We start from the raw sequence: 21,984 nt of genomic DNA, 5'->3' as shown, positions 1-21,984 counted from the left end.
GTTCGGATGTCGAAATATGTGATGCTGGTCAAGCCGCGGGTGTTGTGCTGCTGCCCCACAGCGGCGACCATGAAGAAAAAGGACGAGGAGTACGCCATGACACGCAACATTGCCGACATCCGGCGCGATTACGAGGGTGGCAGGCTCGAGGAAGGCATGGTGCCGGTAGAGCCCATGGTGCTGTTCGACGAGTGGCTGACGTTGGCATTGGATGCCGAGGGTGAAGACGGCAACGTGATGACACTGGCCACCGTCGACAGTCAGGGTCTGCCCCATGCGCGGATTGTGCTGTTGAAGGGCTACGACGAGCGTGGCCTGGTGTTCTACACCAACTACCACAGCCACAAGGGCAGTGAACTGACCAATGTGCCATATGCCGCGCTGGTGTTCTGGTGGCCTTCCCTGGGGCGTCAAATCCGAGTCGAGGGCCGCGTGGAGCCGGTAAGCGACGAGGAGTCGGATGCCTACTTCAACAGCCGCCCCCGTGCCAGCCAACTGGGCGCCTGGGTCGCGACTCAGAGCGTGGTGATTCCCGACCGTCACTGGATCGAGGAGCGTCAACACCGCTTCGAGCAAGCCTACGAGGGCCAAGATATCCCGCGGCCCGGGCATTGGGGCGGGTACCGTGTCACTCCCGACATGATCGAGTTCTGGCAGGGGCAGCCGAGCCGACTTCACGACCGCATCCGTTACGAGTTTCGCGACGAAGCCTGGCGCTCCTTCCGCCTGGCGCCCTGACCTGCTGAGGTCCAGCGATGGAAGCCCTGATTCGCATTACGAGCGAAAGCAGGGTTTCCTTTAGTCCGGCAGGCTCTCCAACCGATGCCGCTGCCATTCGCTCTGCGGCTCATTGAGGCGCAGCACCGCATCCACCACTTGCTCCTCCATGTTGTAGCGACAGCGGAAGCCCAAGTGCTTCATCAGCGCCCGCATGGGGTGGTTGTCGACCATTATCTTGCCGATCATCTCCAGCGTACCCACGCTCTTGCAGTAGCCGATCATCTTTCTCATCAACAGGCTGCCGAGCCCCTGCCCTGCCATGTCGTCGCGCACGATGATGGAGAACTCGGTGCGGATGTTATCCGGATCGTTCCACACTCGTACCACGCCGAGCATCTCCTTGCTGCCGTCCTCCTGCTGGTGTTCGGCGATGAAGGCCATCTGTCTGTCATAGTTTATGTGGGACAGGATCGACAGGTCGCGCTGGCTGAGGTCCGATTTGTTGTGAAAATAGCGGAAGCGAATGCTCTCCTCCGACAGTTGGCTGTGAAAATTGGTGATCAGCGGTGCATCCTCGGCACGGATGGGGCGCACCTCGACCAACATGCCGTTGTTCAGCGTCACCCATTCCCGCAGTTCCTCCGGGTACGGCATGATCGCGAAGCGTGCAGGGGGGCCGAGGTCGAGGGCGAAATCTACCGCCAGCATGCCGTCTCGATTGAGCAGCAAGGGGTTCAGCTCCAACCCGCGCAACTCGAGCAGATCCGTGGCCATCTGCGATAGCTTGACCAGTAGCTGGCACAGCCTTTCCAAGTCGCGTTCGGGATCGCTCGAATGCTCGCGAATCAACCGTGCGGCGTGGGTACGACCGACCACATCGGCGGCCAGGGTCATGTTCAGCGGCGGTAGCGCCACTTGGCGGTCGGCCAGGATATTGACCTTGTAGCCGCCGATCCCGAACACGATGAGCGGACCGAATACCGGGTCACGGGTGATGCCGGCGCAGATCTGCATCGACTGCTTGCCGCGCTGCATAGGCTGCAGGCAGTATTCGCGAATCTTCACCGGAGGAAATTTTTCGTGCACCTTGTCGCCGAGCCGGCTGAGCCCTTGTGCCACCTGTCCCGGTTCGTGCAGGTCCTGCAACAGCCCCGCCGAAATGCGGTGAGGATGCTTGCGGTAGCGGAACGGCCGGCAGTTGCCGTCGTGCACTATCTTCAGCGCCCAGGGGCCCTCGAGTTCTACTGCCGCGGCAGCGGCCTCCTCCGGTGTCTGCACATAGCGGCTTGGGGCCACGGGTATGCCGTAGGCCTCGAGTACCCGCGCGGTCTCGGAGTGCGACAAGGTCTCGCGCCCTTCGGTCCTGGCCTGCTCGATGAGCGTATGGCAGCGACTGCGGATGTCCGCGGTGGTACTGAACGGCAAGCTGGGAGGGGTCTCCTGCAGCAGCGCCTGCACGCGCTGGTAGTCGACCATATGCATGAACGCCTTGACCGCTTTTTCTGGTGAGACATAGGTCGGTATACCCGCCATGCTGCATTCGTGGCGCGCATAAAGGGCGCCTTCGAGCCCCATCCAACTGGTCAGCAGGTTGCGTTTGAAGCGCTTGCGGTTGGCAATGAGTGCCTGGGCAGTGCTCTTCGAGGGCGCCAGGCGTGTGGGGGCATGCACTACCAGCACGGCGTCGACGCTGGGGTCCCCCGTCACGATTTCCAGCGCTTCGACGAAGCGCTCAGGCGTAGCGTTCCCGCCCAAGTCCACCGGGTTCTCGCCAGGCTTGCTCATGTCGAACTCACCCTGCCGTAACGCCTGGCGTGTCTCGGCACTGAAGCTTGCCAAGCTTCCCCCGGCGCTGATCAACTTGTCGATGGCCAGCATGGCCGGTCCTAGCCCGTTTGAGACGATGGCCAGGCGGTCGCCCTTGAGCGGTCGCATCTGCGACAGCGTCATCAACGCATCGAATAGTTCGTCGGAATCGTTGACTCGCACCACGCCGGCACGCGAGAAAGCAGCATCGAAAACCACGTCGCGGTTGGCGATGCCCGGGGTCGGTGGCATGTCGGAAAGGTCGGATTGCGGTGTGCGGCCGCTCTTGATCGCCAGCACCAGGCGGTGACGAGAGGCGTCGCGCAAGGCGGTCATGAAGTGCTGGGCGTCCTGGATGCGTTCCAGATGTAGCAGAATGGCCTGAGTCGGGGCGTACTGGTTGATGTAGTCGATCAAGTCGGGAAGCATGACATCGACACTGTCTCCCACCGTAATCAGGTGCGAGAAGCCGATGCCGCGTCCCGCCGCCCAATCGATCATGGCGTTACCGAGCATGCCCGACTGACCCAGGTAGGCGACCTTGCCCGCCTTGACCGGCTGGCTGGAGTAGGAGGCATTGATGCGTCGCCCCGGTACGATCAAGCCCATGCACTCCGGCCCCAGCACGCGGATGCCCGACTCGCGCGCGGACAGCAGCATGCGCTCGCGAATCGAGCCCTTGTCTCCTTCGGCCTCGTCGAGGTGGGCCCCGCCCGACAATACCAATGCCGCCTTGACGCCAATCCGCCCCAGGCGTGAGATCACCTTGGGCAGGGTAGCCGCCGGGGTGCAGACGACGGCGAGATCGGGTGTCTCGGGCAGATCGCTGATCCGTGTGACGCAGACTTGCCCAAAGACCGTCTCGTAGCCTTTGCGGTTGACCGTCCACAGTTGCCCGGGAAAACCGGCTTCCTGGAGGTTGCGAATCACGATGCCGCCGATGGAGTGGGGTTTTTCCGAGGCGCCGATCACGGCGATGGTTCGAGGTTCGAAGAAGTGGCGCAGGAATCGGGTGCTCAAGACGTTACCTCACCAGAGCTGTACATGCCTCCTTGTGTACGACTTATTGACACTGTTGTGCAAGGGCCTGCGCGCATTAAGGTGACTTCAGTCATTCTGGAGTTCCATATGATCACGGCGTTCATCTCGCATCCCGATTGTGACCTTCACCATATGGGCCCGGAGCATCCCGAAAGCCCCCTGCGGCTCGAAGCCATACGCGCCCGCCTGGCCCTGAGTGGTCTGCTGCAGCAGACCATGCAATCGGAAGCCCGACCTGCCAGCGAGGAGGAACTTGGCCGCGTTCATCCCCTGCGCCACCTGCGTGCGCTCGACAAGTGCGTTCCCCAGTCGGGCATCGTGACGCTGGACAGCGACACCATGATGAATCCCGACAGCCTGGATGCCGCCCGCGTGGCGGCGGGCGCAGTGATTCGCGGCGTCGATCAGGTCTACCGCGGCCAGGCCGATAACGTATTCTGCGCCGTGCGCCCGCCCGGGCATCATGCCGAAGCCACCGACGCCATGGGCTTTTGCTTCTACAACAACGTTGCCGTCGGTGCGGCGCATGCACGAGCCCGTTACGGGGCGCGACGTATTGCCATCCTCGACTTCGACGTGCATCAGTGCAACGGCACCATCGATATCTTCAAGGACGATCCGGACATATTGATCTGCTCCAGCTTCCAGTTTCCCTTCTACCCCTGGCGTTATCTGCGCAGCGAGTGGCAGAACGTGGTCAACACACCGCTGGAGGCCGGCACCGACAGCGCCGCCTTCCGCCGCGCGATAGAGGACGACTGGCTACCGGCGCTGCATTCCTTCAAGCCCGAACTGGTGCTGGTCTCGGCCGGCTTCGATGCGCATCGTGAGGATCCTCTGGCCGAGCTATGTCTGGAAGATGAAGACTATTACTGGATAACTCGTCTAGCCTTGGATATTGCCGCCCTGTATGCCGACAATCGCCTGGTCTCGGTGCTTGAGGGCGGCTACGATCTGGACTCCCTGGGGCGTAGCGCCGAGGCGCACGTCAAGGCACTGCTCGGCCTACCCTTCGAAGCTTGAATCGTCACTGAGCAGTGTCGGGAACACGCACAACGGTGGCGCCTCTCGGCCGGTGCACGCAATACTTCTGTGGTACGCTTCGGGAAACTCTGTTTCCTATAGTGAACTTCTCAATGCCCACCAACACCGACCAGCAGGCCGCGTTGCGTATCGCCTCGGGACGCAAACCGTTCGTCGAACCATTGCGTCTCGGTGAACGACTCAAGGAAATCCGCCTGGCCAACCAGTGGACACTGGAGGATGTCAGCCAGCGTACCGGACTGGCTCGATCCACGCTGTCCAAGATCGAGAACGACCAGATTTCGCCGACGTTCACCGCAGTGCAGAAACTGATCAATGGCCTGGACATCGACCTGCCCCAGTTGCTCACACCGCCCAAGGTGCAACCCCGCACCATGGGCCGCCGTGACCTGACCCGCCAGGGCGATGGGCAGCGCCACCCGACGCCGACCTACGAACACGAGCTGCTCAGCTGCGAATTGGCCCAAAAGCGCATGATCCCCTTCAAGACCATCGTACGGGCGCGCAGCTTCGATGAGTTCAGTGAATGGGTACGTCATGATGGCGAAGAGTTCCTGATGGTGCTGGAAGGCGAAATCCATCTCTATACCGAGTTCTACGAGCCGCTGCAGCTATCGCGTGGCGACAGCATCTATTTCGACAGCGACATGGGCCACGCCTTGGTGTCGGTGAGCGATGAAGACGCCGTGGTGCTCTCGGTCTGCACGCGTGGCGATACGGCCTGACCGGTGAGGGCGCCAGGCTCGGCGCCATTTTTGTTATCCTGAAGCAACTCAACCAGGAGCCAACGTCATGCAGCATCTCGACGACGCCACACGCACCCAGCTAGAGGCCGCCGCCTTCCGTCGCCTGCTTCAGCATCTGGATGCCAAGAAGGATGTTCAGAACATCGACCTGATGATTCTTGCCGACTTCTGCCGCAACTGTCTTTCCAAGTGGCTGGTGGCCGCTGCCGACGAGCGAGGGGCCGAACTCGATTACGAAGCCGCGCGCGAATACGTCTATGGCATGCCCTACCCGGAGTGGAAAGAGAAATACCAGCAGGAGGCCACGCCGGCACAGCAGGCCGCCTTCGAGGCGCGGCAGGCAAGCAGGCGGGAGTCGCAATCATGAGCGAAGCGATGATTCCGCTCACCATCGCAGTGCTGACTATTTCCGATACACGAGACTTCAACAGCGACCGTAGCGGTGCCCTGCTCGCCGAGCGTCTCAGCGAGGCGGGGCATCGCCTGGCAGAGCGACGCATCGTCATTGATGATGTCTACCGGATTCGCGCCACAGTTTCCGAATGGATCGCCGACCCTGAAATCCAGGTGATCCTGACTACCGGCGGCACCGGGTTCACCGGCCGGGATTCCACCCCGGAAGCGGTATCGGTGCTGCTGGACAAGCGCATAGAGGGCTTTGGCGAGCAGTTCCGCCAGCTCTCTTGGCAAGAGGTCGGCAGCTCGACCATCCAGAGCCGCTGTCTCGGTGGCCTGGCCAATGCTACCGTCGTGTTTTGCCTCCCCGGCTCGAGTGGCGCCTGCCGCACGGCCTGGGACGGCCTGCTCGCCGAGCAGCTCGACAGCCGGCACAAGCCGTGCAACTTTGCCAATCTGGTCATCCCCGAGCGAGGCCAGCATGTCTGAACTGCAGTCCGTCGAGGCGGCCCTGGCCGCCCTGCTGAAGGATGTCGCCCCGGTGCAAGCGGAAAACCTGTCCTGCGAGATGGCCGGGCAGCGAGTTCTGGCCGACGAGGTCGTCGCGCGGCTCGACGTGCCGCCGTTCGACAACAGCGCAATGGACGGTTATGCACTGCATCATGACGATGCCGGCAAGCGCCTGCCGATCGCTCAGCGTATCGCCGCGGGAACACAAGCGCAGCCCCTCGTCAGAGGTACCTGCGCACGAATCTTCACCGGCGCCCCGCTGCCTCCTGGTGCCGACTGCGTAGTGATGCAGGAGAAAGTCGAAGTCATCGATGCCGAGGCTTCGGTACCGGCGCAGATCCCGGCAAGCAACAACGTACGCCATCGCGGTAGCGACGTGACGGCCGGCGATGTGCTGCTCGAACGTGGGCAACGCCTGGATGCCGCAGCTCTGGGGCACTTGGCGAGTCAGGGTATTGTCGAGGTGTCGGTGTGCCGGCAGCCGCGAGTCGCCCTGCTCACCAGCGGTGATGAAATCGTCGAGCCGGGCCAGCCGCTGGCTGCGGGGCAGATCTACAACAGCAACCGGCCCATGCTGCGAGACCTGTTGGAAAAATTCGGCGCCGAAGTTTCCTTCATCGCCACGATGCCCGACGACGCCGATGGTACTCGGGCCATGCTGGCGCACGCTGCCGAGCAGGTCGACGTGGTGGTAACGACTGGCGGGGTCAGCGTGGGTGAAGAGGACCATGTCAAGGCGGCCATCGAGGCGATCGGTCGACTCGACCTGTGGCGCCTGGCGCTCAAGCCCGGCAAGCCCTTGGCCTTGGGGAGGCTCTCGGCCAGCGACGGGCATGAAGTTCGCTTCGTCGGCCTACCCGGCAATCCTGTTTCAAGCTTCGTTGCCGCCTGGCTCTTCTTGCGCCCGCTGATGGGCGCCCTGCTCGCCTGCCCGAGCCTGGCCAGCCTGCCGACGCTGCCTGCGAGGGCTGCTTTCTCGACACGCACCGGGCCTCGGCGGCACTACATGCGTGTCCGACTGCAAATTGATAGGCATGGCATCACGGCGCACGCCTTTCCGGACCAAGGCTCCGGCGTGCTCTCCTCTTGCGTGAATGCTGACGCCTTGGCGGCAATCCCGGCGGACTCTCGCATCGAAGAGGGAGATCCGATCGACTGTCTCTGGCTCATAAGCGACTGAACGACCGAGTCATGGACCGCCGGAGGGGACTTCGAGTTCGTCGGCAACCGCCGGCCACAAGTGCTGGAAGTCCCGTTCGAGGCCGTCATAGTCCTCTTTCAGCCAAGGTACCAGTGCTGCCAAGCGATTCGGCCTGGATAGGCGCTGCCCCATGCCACGTACTGCATCGCAGGTGAAGCCGAAGTCGGCGTAGCGATGCAGCCAGTCCTGGGCGACCAGCACCGGCACCATGCGCTCCAGGCGGGCCGGGGCGGGATGGCGACCAAGTACCCGGTAGCTGCGCAGTACCAGACGGGATTCGTTCCTGTCGAGTGCGAGCTCACGCGCCACGAAGTGATCCCATACCAGGTCGAGGGCGATGCCGGCGTAGCGACGATACGCTACGGGCGCACGCCTGCGTGCCGCCAGTACCGCAGGATGGGCATCGACATAGGCATCGACCCGGCGATGATGTCGAATGCCGCTGGCGACCTCCTCCGACCACGCCGACAGGTCACTACCCTTCACCCCGTCGGCGATCAGGTTGCCATAGAGGAAATCATCGCTACCGCCACGGGCAAGCCAGGCATGGGCCAGGAAATTCATGTCGCGGCCATCAGAGGCAATTGGCGGGTTTCGGCAACCCGGCAAGGCGAGCCGCCACCTTGGCGGGACTGTCGGGAAAGAGTTTCATCAGATGCAGCGAACGGCCTTTTTCCGGCCCCAGTGCCTGGCCCACTGCCTTGACCAGCGGGCGCATGGTCGGCGACGCTTCGTAGCGCGAGTAGAAGCCGCGGATTACCTCGATTACTTCCCAGTGCTCTGCAGACAGTTCGCGTCCCTCCTCGGCGGCGAGAGCTTCGGCCACGGCTGGCGTCCAGTCCGCGAGGTCGACGAGATAGCCTTCGGGGTCGAGCGCAACACGCTGACTGTCGACGTTCAGGTAACGATCGGTCTCGGTGGAAGCCATCAGAACCAGCTCACTGTTTTGTCGGCCTCTTCGGTCAGGGTGACGAAGCCATCCACATCGACGACCTGCACGCTGGCGTCGCACTGGCCCAGGAGCCCGCGCGCGCTCAGATCTTCGCGCAGGGCGAAAAGACGCCCATCTACCGCCTGGAAATGGCGAATCTGCGCCGTCATGGCACCCAGCACTCCATCCTCGATCAGCAGCAGTCGATCCTCATTTCCCATGGCAGCAAGTGCATCGCGGTAGACCAGGCTCGAACTGGGCGGTCGATTGAGAATATGCAGGATCATGGGTGTCCTCGCAAAGGCGTCGTAGCCATTCAGAATGTCAGGACCAGTCGATGCCCGGCGATCAGTCGTGGAATCGAACCGGCATCGACCCCAGCGGCAGGGAGCTGCAGGTCCTGCTGGGTGAGACCGAATCGCTCGAGCGCCTCCAGATCGAAGTGCAGCGAGTCGATGTCATACATCTCCAGCATGTCCAGGGTGGCCGCGGTGCCCTTCTGTCCCAAGGGACCACTCTGCTGCCCCCTGGCCAGGGCCAGGACACCGTCGCCTTGGAACAGCAGCGTCACCGACTGGCCGAAAGCCGCAGCCACCAACGCGGCATCGAGACCCTCGCGCAGCCAACTGCTGCCATGCGGTGCATGGCGAAGAATGACCAACAGGTCGCCGCTGACAGTTGGGTGTGATCGCATCGCTCGTTCTCCTCAGGGGGCGAAGGTCACCAGGCGGTCGACCGTTCGTCCCAGGTCGATCAACTGACCGAGTCCCGTTAGCTCGAAGGGAGATTCGACGCTATGACCTGCCTTGCCATGGCGGTCGGCTTCCCGTGCATCGAGCAGTCCACGGCGCAGAGCGGCAGCAATGCAGACCTGCAGTTGAGTGCCATGTTCAGCATTGAGCGAGCACCAGGCATCGTACAGGTGGGGTTCGTCCTGAGGCGGCGCGGCAAGGCGTGCCGCATTGTGAACCCCATCATGATAGAAGAAGACACTCTCCAGTCGGTGCCCTTTCGCGATCAGCGCAGCAGCAAAGCGCAAAGCGGAATGGGACGCCTGGCTGCTGTAGGGCGCTCCCTCGACGAGTAGACCATAGCGCATGACGGTTCCTGCCCTCTCAAACACGCAGGCCCCGCATCGGCGGGGCCTGGCGCTACCTGACCTGTTGGTTTCAGTCGCTGCTCATGATACCGAGCAGCGACAGCAGGCTGATGAAGAGGTTGTAGATCGACACATATAGGGTGATGGTGGCGAGGATGTAGTTGGTCTCACCGGCACGGTGTACGATTTCACTGGTCTGGAAGAGGATGGCGGCCGAAGCGAACAGCACGAAACCTGCCGATACCATCAACATCAGGGCGGGGATCTGGAACACCAGACCAGCCACCATGGCCAGGATCAGCACGATGCCACCTGCCATCAGGAAGTTGCCCAGGAAACTGAAATCCTTCTTTGTAATCAGTGCCACGGCGGAGAGACCGATGAAGGTCAGTCCGGTCATGGCGAGCGCATTCATGATCAGCGCAGCGCCGTTGGGTAGAGCAAGGTAGGCGCTGAGGATAGGGCCGAGCGTGAAGCCCATGAAGCCGGTGAAGGCGAAGGTGGCCAGCAGGCCAGCAGCCGAATTGGCGGTTTTGTGGACCAGGAACATCAGGCCGTATGCGCCGATGAAGAACACGAAGATGTTCATCCGCTCGACGCCCATGGCCATGGCGGCACCCGCCGTGACGGCGGAAAACAGCAGTGTCATCGCCAGAAGCGCGTAGGTGTTGCGCAATACCTTGTTGGCACTGACGGCCTGGGACGATTGCTGGGCCACATGTGTATCGTGATAGGCCATTGATCCAGAGCTCCCTGTGATTGATCTTGATTTGATCTCTGCTGTTGACCAAGGATGCCGTTGGTTGGTTCCCGGCGCAAGTCCTTAGTTCTACAAGACTCAACGAACCTTCATCGTCTCGAGGGGTCGGCAAGAAGGTTGGCGGCAATTCGCCTCGCGCTGGCGCAGAGGCTTGGTTCGCTGCTTATCTGAGCGGCATCGAGCCAGTGGACCTGACTGGCATCGTCACCGGCGACCGCGACTCCTTCGACCCAGCGGCAGACTACTACGACTATGACGAAGTGGCTGAGCAAGCGGCCTCGATCGTCATGCTGGAACTGATCGATGGCAGTCATTACTCGCTCTGCGTCGGCAATGATGCCGGTCTCCTCGTGCAGCTCGCGCTGGGCGGCTGACAGCAGCGGCTCGCCGGGTTCCACCCGCCCACCCGGAAGCGCCAGTAAGCCGGCATTGGGCGGGTTGCGCCGCTGTACCATTAGCACTCTCCCTTGGAACACCACGGCTGCGGCCACGGCTGGGGTCGGCTTTACTACAGGATTTGTATGGCACGACATACGAACTCCTTGGCGGTACCTGGCTGCGAGCCCTTGACCTCATGAACATAACTGGTAATATTCGCCCCCGTAAGCCGGAGGGATGGCAGAGCGGTTGAATGCACCGGTCTTGAAAACCGGCGTAGGTGAGAGCCTACCCAGGGTTCGAATCCCTGTCCCTCCGCCACTCTACTTTCTTGAAAACCCTTGCTGCGGCAAGGGTTTTTTATTGACCAAAGTCTAGCCACAGCCCGCCTCATACCCCTTCTGGATAACTGTTGCACCGCAACAGGGCATGGTAAAATTCAGGCGCTTTTTTCACCTCTCCCTGAAAACCTTAACAAACAGGATTACCATCCATGCCAACTGGCTGCTGTTCAAAACCCAGGCTACGGAAAATTCTCCGTTGGCCGAGTGTTCTATTGCTCGTTTTCGGCATCCTGCTCTTCAGCCCCGCCGCTTTGGCGGTGACAGGCAGTATGGATCTGACCAACTCCGCCGTGGGCTACATTGCCGTGGCTATCTTCGTTCTCGCCTATATGCTGGTCATGGGCGAGGAAAAATTGCACATGCGCAAGTCCAAGCCGGTATTGGTGGCCGCTGGTCTGATCTGGTTCATGATCGGCTGGGTCTACGTGCAGTCCGGCATGCCCAACGAAGCCGAACACGCCTTCCGCGAGACGCTGCTCGAATTCGCCGAGCTGATGCTGTTCCTGCTGGTGGCGATGACCTATATCAACGCCATGGACGAGCGACGCGTCTTCGATGCGCTGCGCTCCTGGATGATCCGCAAAGGATTCAGCTACAAGCAGCTGTTCTGGCTGACCGGTGGCCTTGCCTTCGTGATTTCGCCGATCGCCGACAACCTGACGACGGCCATGCTCATGTGCGCCGTGGTCACCAAGGTGGCGGAAGGCGACAAGCGTTTCATCAACCTGGCCTGTATCAATATCGTGGTGGCGGCCAATGCCGGCGGCGCATTCAGCCCCTTCGGCGACATCACCACGCTGATGGTCTGGCAGGCGGGCATCGTGCAGTTCTATGAGTTCTTTACTTTGCTGATACCGTCGCTGGTCAATTTCCTGATCCCGGCGATCCTGATGACTTTCTTCATCAACAACCGCAAGCCGGAGGGCGTCTATGAAGACGTCTGGCTCAAGCGTGGTGCGCGGCGCATCGTCCTGCTGTTCCTGCTCACCATTACTACCGCGGTGGCCTGTCATACCCTGCTGCACCTGCCGCCGGTACTCGGCATGATGACCGGTCTTGGCTATCTGCAGTTCTTCGGTTACTTCCTGCGTATGACATTGCCCCGCTCGCTGGAGAAGAAGCGAATCCGTTACACCCAGCGCGGCGACGAGCGCAAGCTGAGGCAGTTGGGTAGCGTGGTGCCCTTCGATGTCTTCAATCGCGTGGCCCGCTCCGAGTGGGATACCCTGTTGTTCTTCTACGGGGTCGTCGTTGCCGTTGGCGGTCTGGGCTTTTTGGGGTACCTCGGCATGTTGTCCGAGGCGCTCTATGTCGGTTGGGACGCTACCTGGGCCAATATCGCGCTGGGCGTGGTTTCCGCGGTGGTCGACAACATTCCCGTGATGTTCGCCGTACTGACAATGAATCCCGAGATGTCGCACGGACATTGGCTGCTGATCACCCTCACTGCTGGCGTAGGCGGCAGCCTACTGTCGATCGGCTCGGCCGCTGGCGTCGCGCTGATGGGCCAGGCGCGCGGCAATTATACTTTTCTCGGGCATCTGCGCTGGGCGCCAGTCATCGCATTAGGCTATGCCGCCAGCGTTGCCGCTCACCTATGGATTAACGCAGGAAGCTTTGCCGTCTCCGGCTGATGGCTTCGGTCTACATCCACTCTCTACGCCCGGCTTCGGCCGGGCGTATTTTTGCAGGATCAATTGCCCAGCATCACCACGCTGGCGCGAAGAAGATCACATGGCCGGCGGCCATTCCCACGGCCGCGCCCTAGCGAAGGGAAGCCTGGTCTTGCGAAGCAGGAAAAAGCCGTGTTGCCTCGGACCTGGCCATTTCTCAGAAGATGAGCATCAGCAGGCCGATGACAACTGCCAAGCCGATGAGAAAGATGATTCCGACGGTACTTGCCAGAAACTTGAGCATCTAGCCACTCCTCCTTGGTAATGAAGACGCCCCTCCGAACCTCCGTCAAGTCCTGTTGAGCGTGATGGTATCGACGAAGATAGATGGCCTTCATAGGGATGACAAGCGAGGCGACTAGCCACTAGTAAAGACGCAAGCCGACCCGGGTGACACGATTGCCGTCCATTTCACTGACGACCCAATGAATACCGTGCCAGTCAACATCGTCGCCGACTACCGGGTGGCCGCCAACTCGCAGCGAGACGAAATCGGCCAGCGACATTTCGCTCTCGCCAGGGCTGAGCGTGAGCCCATAGACATTGGCAATATCCTTCATCAAGGCATCGCCATCGAAAGTGAAAGTACCAAAGAAGGCGCGCTCGCGCTTGAGCTTGGCATCGCCACTGAATAGCCGATTGAGTGCCGGCACGTCTTCGCTGCGGCCGATGACGCAAAGAACGTCGCCCGGCTTGAGTCGGGTGCTGCCCTTGGGATGCAGCATGGCATGTTCGCGGAAGAGCGCCGAAATCACCGCGCCGGAGGGGAAGCGCAACAGGCGAATAGGGACGTCGTCGAGGTCCTGGTTATCCACGCTGTAGACGAACATCTCGTAGTCGTTCTCGGGCAGAATTCCCAGCGGCCCCCGGTGATTCGGGGTGACTCCCACGGGGATCTCGACCTTCGTCCAGCGTGCCATCAAAGGCAGCGTGCCGCCCTGGATGAGCAAGGACAGCAACACCACGGCAAAGGCGACGTTGAAATAGAGCGCGGCATTCTCCACTCCACCGATGACCGGAAAGATAGCGAGCACGATGGGGACCGCGCCACGCAAACCAACCCAGGAAAGAAAGCCGATCTCGCGCCAACGAAAGCGGAAAAAGGGCTTCACCGTGATCAGCACCGCCAGAGGACGTGCGACGAAGATCAGAACCAGCGCAACCAGTGAGGCTGGCAGTGCAAATTCGAGCAGCCCGGACGGGTTGACCAGCAGGCCCAGTATCAAGAACAGGCCGATCTGACTCAGCCAAGCCAGGCCATCGTGGACGGGAAGGATGAAATTGAGGTGCCTGCCCGGCTGGTTGCCGATCATCAGCCCGGTCAGATAGATCGCCAGGAATCCGCTCCCCCCAAGAAAACTGGTCGTACCGAAGACGCAGAATCCCAGCCCCAGAGCCAGTAGTGAATAGAGCCCGGGAGCCAGATCGAGCCAGCGCAGCAGCTTGGCGCTCAGCCAGCCTCCACCCAGGCCGATCAGAGTAGCGAGACCGAATTGCAGTGCCATGAACATCAGGGTCTCGAACGGGCCGCGGATATCCCCGACCAGCAGCTCGACCAGCAGCAGGGTCAGGAAGATCGCCATGGGGTCGTTGGTACCGGATTCGATCTCGAGCGTGGCGCTGACACGCTCGTTCAGATGTACGCCACGCCCGCTGAGCATCGAGAATACCGCTGCTGCGTCCGTCGAACCGACGATGGCGCCGACCAGCAGGCCCTGTACCAAGGTAAGATCGAAAACCCACATGGCGAACAGCCCCACGACGCCACTGGTGACGAACACCCCCAGGGTGGCCAATGACAGGGCGGGCTTGAAGCCGACGCGAAAGGTCTTGAGCCGAGTCCTCAGGCCGCCATCCAGCAGGATCATGGCCAGCGCAAGATGGCCGATCAAAAAAGCCAGCGAGTAGTCGTCGAACTGGATGCCGAGTATCCCCTCCTCGCCTGCCAGCATTCCCAGGCCCAGGAAGACCAGCAGCAGCGGCAGCCCCACCATCGAAGAGATACGGCTGGCCACGACGCTGAGGGCGATCAAAAAACCGGAAAGCAGGAAAAGGGTATTGATGGTGTCCATGCATGACCTCGAGCTGGAATGGCTCCATTATGCCACGGGAGCCCAGGGACGAGCAGGCAGCGCCGCGGGTAGCCATGGCTGGCACGACAACGATAAACTAACTGCTTACTGAACCTTGCGTTTTTCCCTGGAGATCCCATCCATGGCCAAGCCCTACCGAAGCTGCATGGCTCGCGCCCTGGCTGGAACGATTGCAATCCTGACTCTGCCGTTTTCCCTGCAACTCGGGGCTGAAACCGACAGGGAAAGCGCACCGCTCCCCGCGCCTCCGCTGCAGCTCGATCCTATCGTCAAGGTGCCCTCGTTGATGCTGCGGGACACCGAAACCTTGTCGCCAAGCGAAGCTACGCCGATCATCGAGGTGCCATCTGTGATCGAGGGCTCGGGAGGCGTCGATCATCGGCTGACGAACGAGCCTAACGTCGAGCCACGCCGAGCAGAGCCGGTCCTGGATGTACCCTCGGTGGTCAGTGAACCTGCCGAGCCCATCGTGCCGCCCCCCCTGACCCGCCTGACCGTTACCCTCGAATGGTATCTCAATCCTCAGCATGCCTCCCTGCTGGTGGCTCGCGAGAAAGGCATGTTCTCTCGCCGAGGTCTGGATGTGGCGCTGGCAGTACCTGCAGATCCCAGCGTGCCTGCCAAACTGCTGGCTGCAGGACGCACCGACCTGGCGCTCGGACGCCAGCCTCAGCTCCATTTGCTGGCCGATAAAGGGCTGCCACTGATACGCGTGGCCACTTTGGTTGCGGCTCCCGTTTCAGGCCTGGTGCTGAATGCCAGCCTTGACAATGAATCCCCCGAGCCCCCTATCGAGGGGTTGCGTATTGGTTTTACCGATGTCGACGGCCGCGATGTGCTGCTGGCTGGAATGCTCAAGAAGCAGCTGGGTGTGGCAAACGGTCTGGAACTGGTTGGGCTCGAGGAAGTTGGCTACTCGACTCTCGATGCCATGCGGGAGCAGCGTATCGATGGAATGGTGGTGAACCATCGATATCTGCTCCCCCGACAACTGGCCGATGAGGGAGTGATGACGAGAATGCTGCTGAGCGAGGCAAATGGGCTGCCCGCCCATGATGGATTGATCCTGATGGCCAATCGAGACCGGCTCAATGGCAAGCGTGATGCCGTACGCCGCTTGGTATCGGCCCTGGAAGAGGCCGCGCTGTGGATCGTCAACCATCCGCAGGAGGCCTGGAAGCTGCTGGAGAGGGTCGAGCCTGCACTCGCCGATCAAGCCAGCCAGGACGCCTGGGCTGACATTTTCCCTCGTCTGGCGCTGCAGCCTGCAGCCGTGGACCATGGCCGCTATCTGCGCTTCGAACAGTACCTTTTCGATGCGGGTGTCGTTGAAGCCGTGACGCCGCTTGAGCAACTTGCCATCGACCTCGGCACGGCTGCTCCCTGATGGTCTTCAGTCGGCCAGCGAATCCAGAAAATCGTTGACCGCCGACTGGAACGCTTCGGGCTGCTCGGCGTGCAGCCAATGGCCGGCCTCGTCGAGCGTCACTAGCTGCGAGTGAGGCAGCACCTCACGCAGACCCGACAAGGCAGCATCCGGTACGTAGTGCGATCTGCCTCCCCGCAGTACTAGCACTGGTCCCTCGAAGGCACCCTCCCCGGCCGGTTCCTGCATGATGTCCTGGTAGCCAGCCTCGATCTGGTCGAGGCCGACTCGCAGCACTAGCTCACCACTTTCGGCACGCTCCAGGTTGGTGGCCAGAAACAGCCGGGTGGCGCGCTCGTCGACATGCTCGGCCAACAGTTCATCGGCTTCGCGCCGATTCGTGGGGTTGCCACGCTGGAGATGCCTGAGCCCGGCGAATACGGCGTCATGACCATGCCCGTAGGCTTGTGGTGCGATATCCGCGACTATCAGCGATGCCACGCGATCGGGCGCCAGGCGTGCCAGGCTGATGACGACCTTGCCGCCCATAGAGTGGCCGAGCAGGTGCGCCTTCTCGATGTGCAAGCGATCCATGAGTGCCAGCAGATCTTCGGCCATCTCGTGATAGCTCATACCCTCAGCATGGGGGGAGCGGCCGTGGTTACGCAAGTCGACCGCCACCACGCGCCGCCGATCTTGCCACTGCTTGACGTGCGAACGCCAGTTATCGGCACTGCCCAGCAGGCCGTGGACCACGATTAGGGGCGTGCCCTCTCCGCCGGTGTCCTGATAGTTGAGTTCGACGCTCATCCTTATCTCCCCGTGGTTATTGGCTTGGCGGTGCCAGGATGCTTTTGCTCAGGAGCGCTGAGGCACCAGATCCTGCTGCCCGGTGAATTCCACCAGCCTGCGGCTCAGCCAGGCCAGCAGCACGCCATACAACGGCAGGAAGAACAACAGGCTGATGACGAGCTTGATCACGTAGTCCACCGTAGCGATTTCAACCCAGTTCGCCGCCATGAAGGGGTCGGGACTGCGGTAGAACGCCATGGCGAAGAATGCCGCCGTATCGGCAAGGTTACCCAGCACGGTGGAAACTGCCGGCGCTATCCACCACGACCGCAGGGCGCGCAGGCGATCGAAAACCTGAACGTCGAGCAATTGACCCAGTACATAGGCCGTGAAACTCGCCAGTGCGATACGGGCCACGAACAGGTTCCACTCTCCCAGCGTTTCGAACCCGACGAAACTACCGCGCGGGAAGACGACCGAGACGACATAGGAGATGATCAATGCCGGCAGCATGACCCGCATGATGATGGCTCGTGCCTGCTCCTTGCCGAACAGCCTCACCGTGAGGTCGGTGGCAAGGAAGATGAAGGGAAAGCTGAACGCCCCCCAGGTGGTGTGGAACCCGAACAGAGTAAAAGGCAACTGCACGAGATAGTTGCTGGCGGCGATCACCAGAATATGGAACGACACCAGCAACAGCATGCAGCGGCGCTGCTGCGCTTGCGACAATACGAACATGGGCGAATCCTTTTTGGCGGCCTTGGCGTGGCCATGTCGACTGGCAAGGGGTGAGGGAACCCTCGCCGGTGCCCGACATGATCGGGTACCGAAATGAGGCGGTGATTATACGTGCCACCCGTGGCGCTGGCCAATATGGAACCAGGGGCCTTCAGCAAACGCGCCGCCCGTTGGGCGGCGCGATACAGTTCCTGCTTCGTCTCTGCTCAGACTTGGCGAGCCTCGTGGGCGGAGCCGACGTCGCGCTCCCTCATGGCTTCATGCACGTCCTGGAGGCTGGCCGGATCGTCAATGGTCGAAGGCACACCGTACTCCTTGCCGTCGGCAATATTGCGCAACAGCTTGCGCAGAATCTTGCCGGAGCGAGTCTTGGGCAGCCGGTTGACTACCAGGACCTGCTTGAAGCAGGCAACTGGGCCGATCTTCTCACGCACCAGCGCGATCAGCTCGTTCTCGAGCGTGACCTCGTCGCCGTCGAAGCCGTCCTTGGGTATTACCAGGCCGACCGGTATCTGCCCCTTGAGTGCATCGTGGATGCCGATGACGGCACATTCAGCTACCGCTTTGTGCGCACCGACCACCTCTTCCATTTCTCCAGTCGATAGTCGGTGCCCGGCCACGTTGATGACGTCATCGGTACGCCCCATGATGAACAGATAGCCGTCTTCGTCGAAGTAGCCGCCGTCGCCAGTCAGGTAATAGCCTGGGTAAGCTGCCATGTAGGCGCTGTGAAAGCGTTTCGGGTCGCCCCATATTCCCACCAGGCAACCCGGCGGCAAGGGCTGCTTGATCACTACGCTGCCTTGTGCCATCGGCCCGGACTGTTCGCCCTCGCGATCCAGGATCTGCACGTTGAAGCCGGGTACCGGTACGGTGGCGCTGCCGGCCTTGGTGGGCATCGGCTCCAACCCTTGCAGGTTGGCGGCGATCGGCCAGCCGCTCTCGGTCTGCCACCAGTGGTCGATAACCGGCACCTCGAGCAGGTCGTCGAGCCAATGGAACGTCGGCGGGTCGAGGCGCTCACCGGCCAGATAGAGCGCCTTCAGGCAGGAGATGTCGTACTGCTGCAACAGCTTGCCGTCTGGATCCTCCTTCTTGATCGCACGAAAAGCCGTCGGAGCGGTGAAGAAGCTCTTGACACGATACTGGCTGACGAGCCGCCAGAAGGCACCGGCATCCGGCGTCTTGACCGGCTTGCCCTCGTACACAACGGTGGTACAGCCGCGCAGCAGTGGTGCATAGACGATATAGGAGTGGCCCACTACCCAGCCGACGTCCGAGGCAGAGAAGAACACATCGCCCGGTGCTACGTCGTAGATGGTTTCCATGGAGTAGTGCAGTGCCACCGCGTAGCCCGCCGTGTCGCGAACCACACCCTTGGGCTTGCCCGTGGTGCCGGAGGTATACAGCACATAAAGCGGATCGCTGCCCTTGACCGGTACGCATTCGGCAGGCGTTGCGCGCTGCACCAGCGTCGACCAGTCATGGTCGCGTACACCGAGCTCGGCCCGCTGCTGGTCGCGCTGCAGGAAAATACAGGCATCGGGCTTATGCTCGCTCTGCTCGATAGCCGCATCGATATTCGGCTTGTAGGGTATGACCCGATCGATTTCGATACCGCAGGAGGCTGCGACAACGACCTTCGGCTGTGCATCGTCGATGCGAACGGCAAGCTCGTGCGGGGCGAAGCCACCGAACACCACGGAGTGCACGGCTCCCAGCCGCGCGCAAGCGTACATTGCCACCAGGGCCTCCGGGACCATGGGCATGTAGATGACGACTCGATCGCCCTTTTCTACCCCGAGACCCTTCAAGGCACCGGCGAACAGAGCCACCTCGTCGCGCATTTCACGATAGGTCAGGGTGCGCTTGCCGCCGGTGACCGGCGAGTCCCAATAGACGGCCGGCTGGTCGCCACGTCCCTGCGCGACATGGTGATCCAGCGCGGCATGACAGATGTTCATCTCTCCGTCCGTATACCAGCGAGCGTGGCCTTGCTCGTCGAAGTCGAGGACGGTACTGGGTGGCGTGAACCATGGTATACGGTATGCCTGTTCGGCCCAGAAGGCTTCCGGCTGGTCGATCGAACGTTGGAATTCGGCGTTATAGGTTGTCATGTACGTCCCGTCCGGCATCGCAGAGAACTAAGATTGTTGACACTTTAGAGATTTTCTCCGGAATTTCCTTCATACCATTGGCTAATTTTGGCTGAAAGACTGAGGCAAGGCATATTTTTAGTGACTTATTGTTGACAATTGCGAGCCTAATGCCGATGCGAAGAGTTACTAAGTTGATTCTTCGTTTGACAGCCGCAGTGTCACTATCAATGATGACTAAATCAGCAAGGCATGACCAAACTTGGGCACTGCCCGGATCGCATCGTCTGCGACAGATAATTTGCGCTTTCTGTCGTGAGCCGAGGTAGTCGCCCGAAGCCGCCTGTCGGAGCCAGCTTTTTGCTCGGACAGCAAATACGGGGAGATCATCATGAGCACCTCGAACAGCGCTGCATCTCGCCTTCTCCAGGCCGGCAATCCGGCCATCGACCAGGCCACCGCACTGCTGAAGGCACTGGCAAACGATAACCGGTTGCGCATCCTGTGCTTGCTGGATGGATCCGAGCTGTCGGTCACCGAACTCAATCAACGGCTGGCCTTGAGCCAGTCGGCCTTGTCCCAGCATCTGGCGATCCTGAGGCGGGAGGGTCTGGTCTCGACACGTCGAGCATCACAGACCATTTACTACTCGCTTCAAGGACAGCAGGCGCGGCGGATGATCGAAGCGCTAGTAAAGCTGCAGGAAGCGTGACGAAGCCTGGGGTATCGGTTCAGCGCTTTTCCCAACGACTTGCGTCGAGGCGTTCCAGTAAGCGTTCGACACCCCCTTCCACGCCTTCCTTGACGGCCATGCCGAGCCGCTTTCCCATGGGATGCCGAGCTTCCAGGCGCACGCTGACCACCCGTGCCTCCTCCATCCGCGCTACCAGATAGGCCTCACTGGTACCCAGGGCGTCCACCAGCCCTTTTTCGAGTGCGTCGCGCCCGTACCACACCTCGCCCGTAGCTACCGCCTCGATGTCCAGCGTTGGGCGGCGCTCGGCCACGTGACGCTTGAACAGGTCGTGTATGTGCTCCAGGTCCGATTGGAACTTCTCCCGTCCCTCCTCGGTGTTCTCTCCGAATACGGTAAGGGTTCGCTTGTACTCGCCTGCGGTAAGTAGCTCGAAATCGACGTCATGACGCTTGAGCAGGCGATGGACGTTGGGCAGCTGGGCCACTACACCAATCGAGCCCAGAACGGCAAACGGCGCGGCACGCAGATGGTCCGCGGCGCATGCCATGAGATAGCCACCGCTGGCGGCCACCTTGTCTACGCATATCGTGGTGCTAAGTCCTGCTTCACGCAGTCGGTCTACCTGAGCGGCGGCCAGCCCGTAGCCGTGTACGAGACCTCCCGCCGACTCCAGGCGAATCACGACCTCGTCCCCATCGCTCGCTGCCGCCGCGACAGCAGAGATTTCTTCGGCGAAACGGCCTACTCCGGTGGCCTTGAGATCACCAACAAAGTCCAGTACCCATACCGTACCGCGTGATTCGCCAGCCTGTTTGCGGCCAGCTCGGGTGCGGCTCTTGTCATCGCGCCGGAAGGCCTTGAGCAGGCGTTTGCGTGCGTTCGGCTCGGTAGCGGCCAGGGTCAAGCGCCGGCGCCGGTACTCAAGACGTTCGTTCAACTCATCGACTCGTAGTCGAACGCGCTCACCCGCCTCGCTCTTGATGCGTGCAATCACGATAACCGCAATCACGACCAGCAGGGTCAAGATCGACGTCTGTACGACGAAGCGCCCCATATCCATCAACCATTCATTCACGTCGCCACTCCGTTTTTGCTTTGTGCGCCCAATCGTGACTCCGAGCGGCATCACTGACAATGGGCTTGATTGAAACAATCGTTTGAAATAACCTCTGACAGAGGAGCCCCCTAATCACCGATTACCCGTAAAGGAAACGCCCCATGTCCACTTCGACATTAGACAAGCTGCAAGAGCGCTTCGACCCCCAGGCTGCCGAGGGCATGGACGATGTCTTCCAGTTTCACTTCAGCGACAACGGCAGCCACTATCTGGTAGTGAAGGATGGCACCCTGGCGATCACGGAAGGCGAACATGACGACCCTTCCGTATCGCTCTCCATGAGCAGCGATACGTTGAAGGGCATCATGACCGGAGAAGTCAATGGCATGACGGCTTTCATGACCGGCAAGCTCAAGGCCACCGGTAACGTGATGCTGGCGACCAAGCTGACGAGTCTGTTCCCGAATCGCTGAAAACATGCTGCACAGTCGCTACG

The 21,984-nt window shown here is 61.1% G+C and carries 24 protein-coding genes and 1 tRNA gene; 11 read left to right on the top strand and 14 right to left on the bottom strand.

The annotated features are described in order from the left end of the window. Window positions 1-96 precede the first annotated feature (96 nt). A complete protein-coding gene (gene pdxH / locus HNO52_RS10270; protein ID WP_197569180.1) occupies window positions 97-738 on the top strand; it encodes a pyridoxamine 5'-phosphate oxidase in 642 nt (213 codons plus the stop codon). A 60-nt stretch (window positions 739-798) separates the two neighbouring features. On the opposite strand, the gene HNO52_RS10265 is transcribed toward pdxH, so the two are convergent. Further along, the gene (locus tag HNO52_RS10265; protein ID WP_197569018.1) at window positions 799-3,546 is read right to left on the bottom strand and encodes a bifunctional acetate--CoA ligase family protein/GNAT family N-acetyltransferase; all 2,748 of its coding nucleotides are present in this window, start codon (window positions 3,544-3,546) and stop codon (window positions 799-801) included. A 108-nt stretch (window positions 3,547-3,654) separates the two neighbouring features. Here HNO52_RS10265 and HNO52_RS10260 point away from each other — a divergent pair, with 108 nt between their 5' ends. From HNO52_RS10260 to HNO52_RS10240, 5 genes are all read left to right on the top strand, one after another. Then, a complete protein-coding gene (locus tag HNO52_RS10260) occupies window positions 3,655-4,590 on the top strand; it encodes a histone deacetylase family protein (RefSeq protein ID WP_197569017.1) in 936 nt (311 codons plus the stop codon). Window positions 4,591-4,703: 113 nt separating this feature from the next. Continuing rightward, window positions 4,704-5,336, top strand: coding sequence for a helix-turn-helix domain-containing protein (locus HNO52_RS10255; RefSeq protein ID WP_197569016.1), 633 nt, complete (start codon window positions 4,704-4,706; stop codon window positions 5,334-5,336). A 67-nt stretch (window positions 5,337-5,403) separates the two neighbouring features. Then, entirely contained in the window at window positions 5,404-5,724 is a 321-nt protein-coding gene (locus HNO52_RS10250; RefSeq protein ID WP_197569015.1) for a DUF1244 domain-containing protein, read from the top strand. Further along, window positions 5,721-6,242, top strand: coding sequence for a molybdenum cofactor biosynthesis protein B (gene moaB, locus HNO52_RS10245; RefSeq protein ID WP_197569014.1), 522 nt, complete (start codon window positions 5,721-5,723; stop codon window positions 6,240-6,242). Before HNO52_RS10250 ends, moaB begins: the two co-directional genes overlap by 4 nt. Continuing rightward, window positions 6,235-7,443 (top strand): molybdopterin molybdotransferase MoeA, encoded by a 1,209-nt coding sequence (locus HNO52_RS10240; RefSeq protein WP_197569013.1) that lies wholly within the window; start codon window positions 6,235-6,237, stop codon window positions 7,441-7,443. The genes moaB and HNO52_RS10240 overlap by 8 nt, the downstream gene beginning before the upstream one ends. Window positions 7,444-7,452: 9 nt before the next feature. Here the strand turns inward: HNO52_RS10240 and HNO52_RS10235 are convergent, their stop codons facing one another. From HNO52_RS10235 to HNO52_RS10205, 7 genes are all read right to left on the bottom strand, one after another. Continuing rightward, window positions 7,453-8,028 (bottom strand): acyl carrier protein phosphodiesterase, encoded by a 576-nt coding sequence (locus HNO52_RS10235; RefSeq protein WP_197569012.1) that lies wholly within the window; start codon window positions 8,026-8,028, stop codon window positions 7,453-7,455. A 10-nt stretch (window positions 8,029-8,038) separates the two neighbouring features. Next, the gene (locus HNO52_RS10230) at window positions 8,039-8,392 is read right to left on the bottom strand and encodes a TusE/DsrC/DsvC family sulfur relay protein (protein ID WP_197569011.1); all 354 of its coding nucleotides are present in this window, start codon (window positions 8,390-8,392) and stop codon (window positions 8,039-8,041) included. After that, window positions 8,392-8,682, bottom strand: coding sequence for a sulfurtransferase complex subunit TusB (tusB, locus tag HNO52_RS10225; protein ID WP_197569010.1), 291 nt, complete (start codon window positions 8,680-8,682; stop codon window positions 8,392-8,394). Before tusB ends, HNO52_RS10230 begins: the two co-directional genes overlap by 1 nt. A gap of 29 nt (window positions 8,683-8,711) precedes the next feature. Next, window positions 8,712-9,089: a sulfurtransferase complex subunit TusC gene (gene tusC / locus HNO52_RS10220; RefSeq protein ID WP_197569009.1), complete on the bottom strand. Its 378-nt coding sequence runs from the start codon at window positions 9,087-9,089 to the stop codon at window positions 8,712-8,714. A 12-nt stretch (window positions 9,090-9,101) separates the two neighbouring features. Next, complete coding sequence (gene tusD, locus HNO52_RS10215) at window positions 9,102-9,494, bottom strand: sulfurtransferase complex subunit TusD (protein WP_197569008.1); 393 nt, start codon at window positions 9,492-9,494, stop codon at window positions 9,102-9,104. Between the two features lie 70 nt (window positions 9,495-9,564). Then, window positions 9,565-10,233, bottom strand: coding sequence for a Bax inhibitor-1/YccA family protein (locus HNO52_RS10210; protein WP_197569007.1), 669 nt, complete (start codon window positions 10,231-10,233; stop codon window positions 9,565-9,567). A gap of 110 nt (window positions 10,234-10,343) precedes the next feature. After that, window positions 10,344-10,787 carry an NUDIX hydrolase gene (locus HNO52_RS10205; protein WP_197569006.1) on the bottom strand — a complete coding sequence of 148 codons (444 nt, stop codon included), beginning with the start codon at window positions 10,785-10,787 and terminating at the stop codon, window positions 10,344-10,346. A gap of 76 nt (window positions 10,788-10,863) precedes the next feature. Between HNO52_RS10205 and HNO52_RS10200 the strand changes: the two genes are divergently transcribed. Continuing rightward, a tRNA-Ser gene (locus tag HNO52_RS10200) sits at window positions 10,864-10,953 on the top strand. A gap of 172 nt (window positions 10,954-11,125) precedes the next feature. Continuing rightward, window positions 11,126-12,610: a sodium:proton antiporter NhaD gene (gene nhaD, locus HNO52_RS10195; protein ID WP_197569005.1), complete on the top strand. Its 1,485-nt coding sequence runs from the start codon at window positions 11,126-11,128 to the stop codon at window positions 12,608-12,610. 196 nt (window positions 12,611-12,806) lie between these two features. Here the strand turns inward: nhaD and HNO52_RS21455 are convergent, their stop codons facing one another. Together HNO52_RS21455 and HNO52_RS10190 are read right to left on the bottom strand one after the other, a co-directional pair. Further along, complete coding sequence (locus HNO52_RS21455; protein ID WP_442345781.1) at window positions 12,807-12,893, bottom strand: small membrane protein YohP; 87 nt, start codon at window positions 12,891-12,893, stop codon at window positions 12,807-12,809. Window positions 12,894-13,014: 121 nt separating this feature from the next. Then, window positions 13,015-14,721 carry a potassium/proton antiporter gene (locus tag HNO52_RS10190; RefSeq protein ID WP_197569004.1) on the bottom strand — a complete coding sequence of 569 codons (1,707 nt, stop codon included), beginning with the start codon at window positions 14,719-14,721 and terminating at the stop codon, window positions 13,015-13,017. A gap of 142 nt (window positions 14,722-14,863) precedes the next feature. On the opposite strand from HNO52_RS10190, the gene HNO52_RS10185 reads away from it, so the two are divergent. After that, window positions 14,864-16,129 (top strand): ABC transporter substrate-binding protein, encoded by a 1,266-nt coding sequence (locus HNO52_RS10185; protein ID WP_197569003.1) that lies wholly within the window; start codon window positions 14,864-14,866, stop codon window positions 16,127-16,129. 6 nt (window positions 16,130-16,135) lie between these two features. Here HNO52_RS10185 and HNO52_RS10180 read toward each other — a convergent pair whose 3' ends face one another. From HNO52_RS10180 to HNO52_RS10170, 3 genes are all read right to left on the bottom strand, one after another. Further along, window positions 16,136-16,918, bottom strand: coding sequence for an alpha/beta fold hydrolase (locus HNO52_RS10180; protein WP_197569002.1), 783 nt, complete (start codon window positions 16,916-16,918; stop codon window positions 16,136-16,138). 48 nt (window positions 16,919-16,966) lie between these two features. Continuing rightward, window positions 16,967-17,638, bottom strand: a complete 672-nt coding sequence (locus HNO52_RS10175) for a 7-cyano-7-deazaguanine/7-aminomethyl-7-deazaguanine transporter (RefSeq protein ID WP_197569001.1) — start codon at window positions 17,636-17,638, stop codon at window positions 16,967-16,969. A gap of 206 nt (window positions 17,639-17,844) precedes the next feature. Further along, the gene (locus HNO52_RS10170) at window positions 17,845-19,755 is read right to left on the bottom strand and encodes a propionyl-CoA synthetase (RefSeq protein WP_197569000.1); all 1,911 of its coding nucleotides are present in this window, start codon (window positions 19,753-19,755) and stop codon (window positions 17,845-17,847) included. Window positions 19,756-20,125: 370 nt separating this feature from the next. Here HNO52_RS10170 and HNO52_RS10165 point away from each other — a divergent pair, with 370 nt between their 5' ends. Then, complete coding sequence (locus HNO52_RS10165; protein WP_197568999.1) at window positions 20,126-20,446, top strand: ArsR/SmtB family transcription factor; 321 nt, start codon at window positions 20,126-20,128, stop codon at window positions 20,444-20,446. Between the two features lie 19 nt (window positions 20,447-20,465). On the opposite strand, the gene sohB is transcribed toward HNO52_RS10165, so the two are convergent. Next, on the bottom strand, window positions 20,466-21,506 hold the full coding sequence (gene sohB / locus HNO52_RS10160; protein WP_197568998.1) for a protease SohB: 1,041 nt from the start codon (window positions 21,504-21,506) through the stop codon (window positions 20,466-20,468). Between the two features lie 143 nt (window positions 21,507-21,649). Here sohB and HNO52_RS10155 point away from each other — a divergent pair, with 143 nt between their 5' ends. Then, complete coding sequence (locus HNO52_RS10155; protein ID WP_197568997.1) at window positions 21,650-21,961, top strand: SCP2 sterol-binding domain-containing protein; 312 nt, start codon at window positions 21,650-21,652, stop codon at window positions 21,959-21,961. Window positions 21,962-21,984 lie beyond the last annotated feature (23 nt).

Source organism: Halomonas sp. MCCC 1A13316, assembly GCF_014931605.1.
Classification (GTDB): domain Bacteria; phylum Pseudomonadota; class Gammaproteobacteria; order Pseudomonadales; family Halomonadaceae; genus Halomonas.
This window is presented reverse-complemented; position numbering and strand designations above follow the sequence as displayed.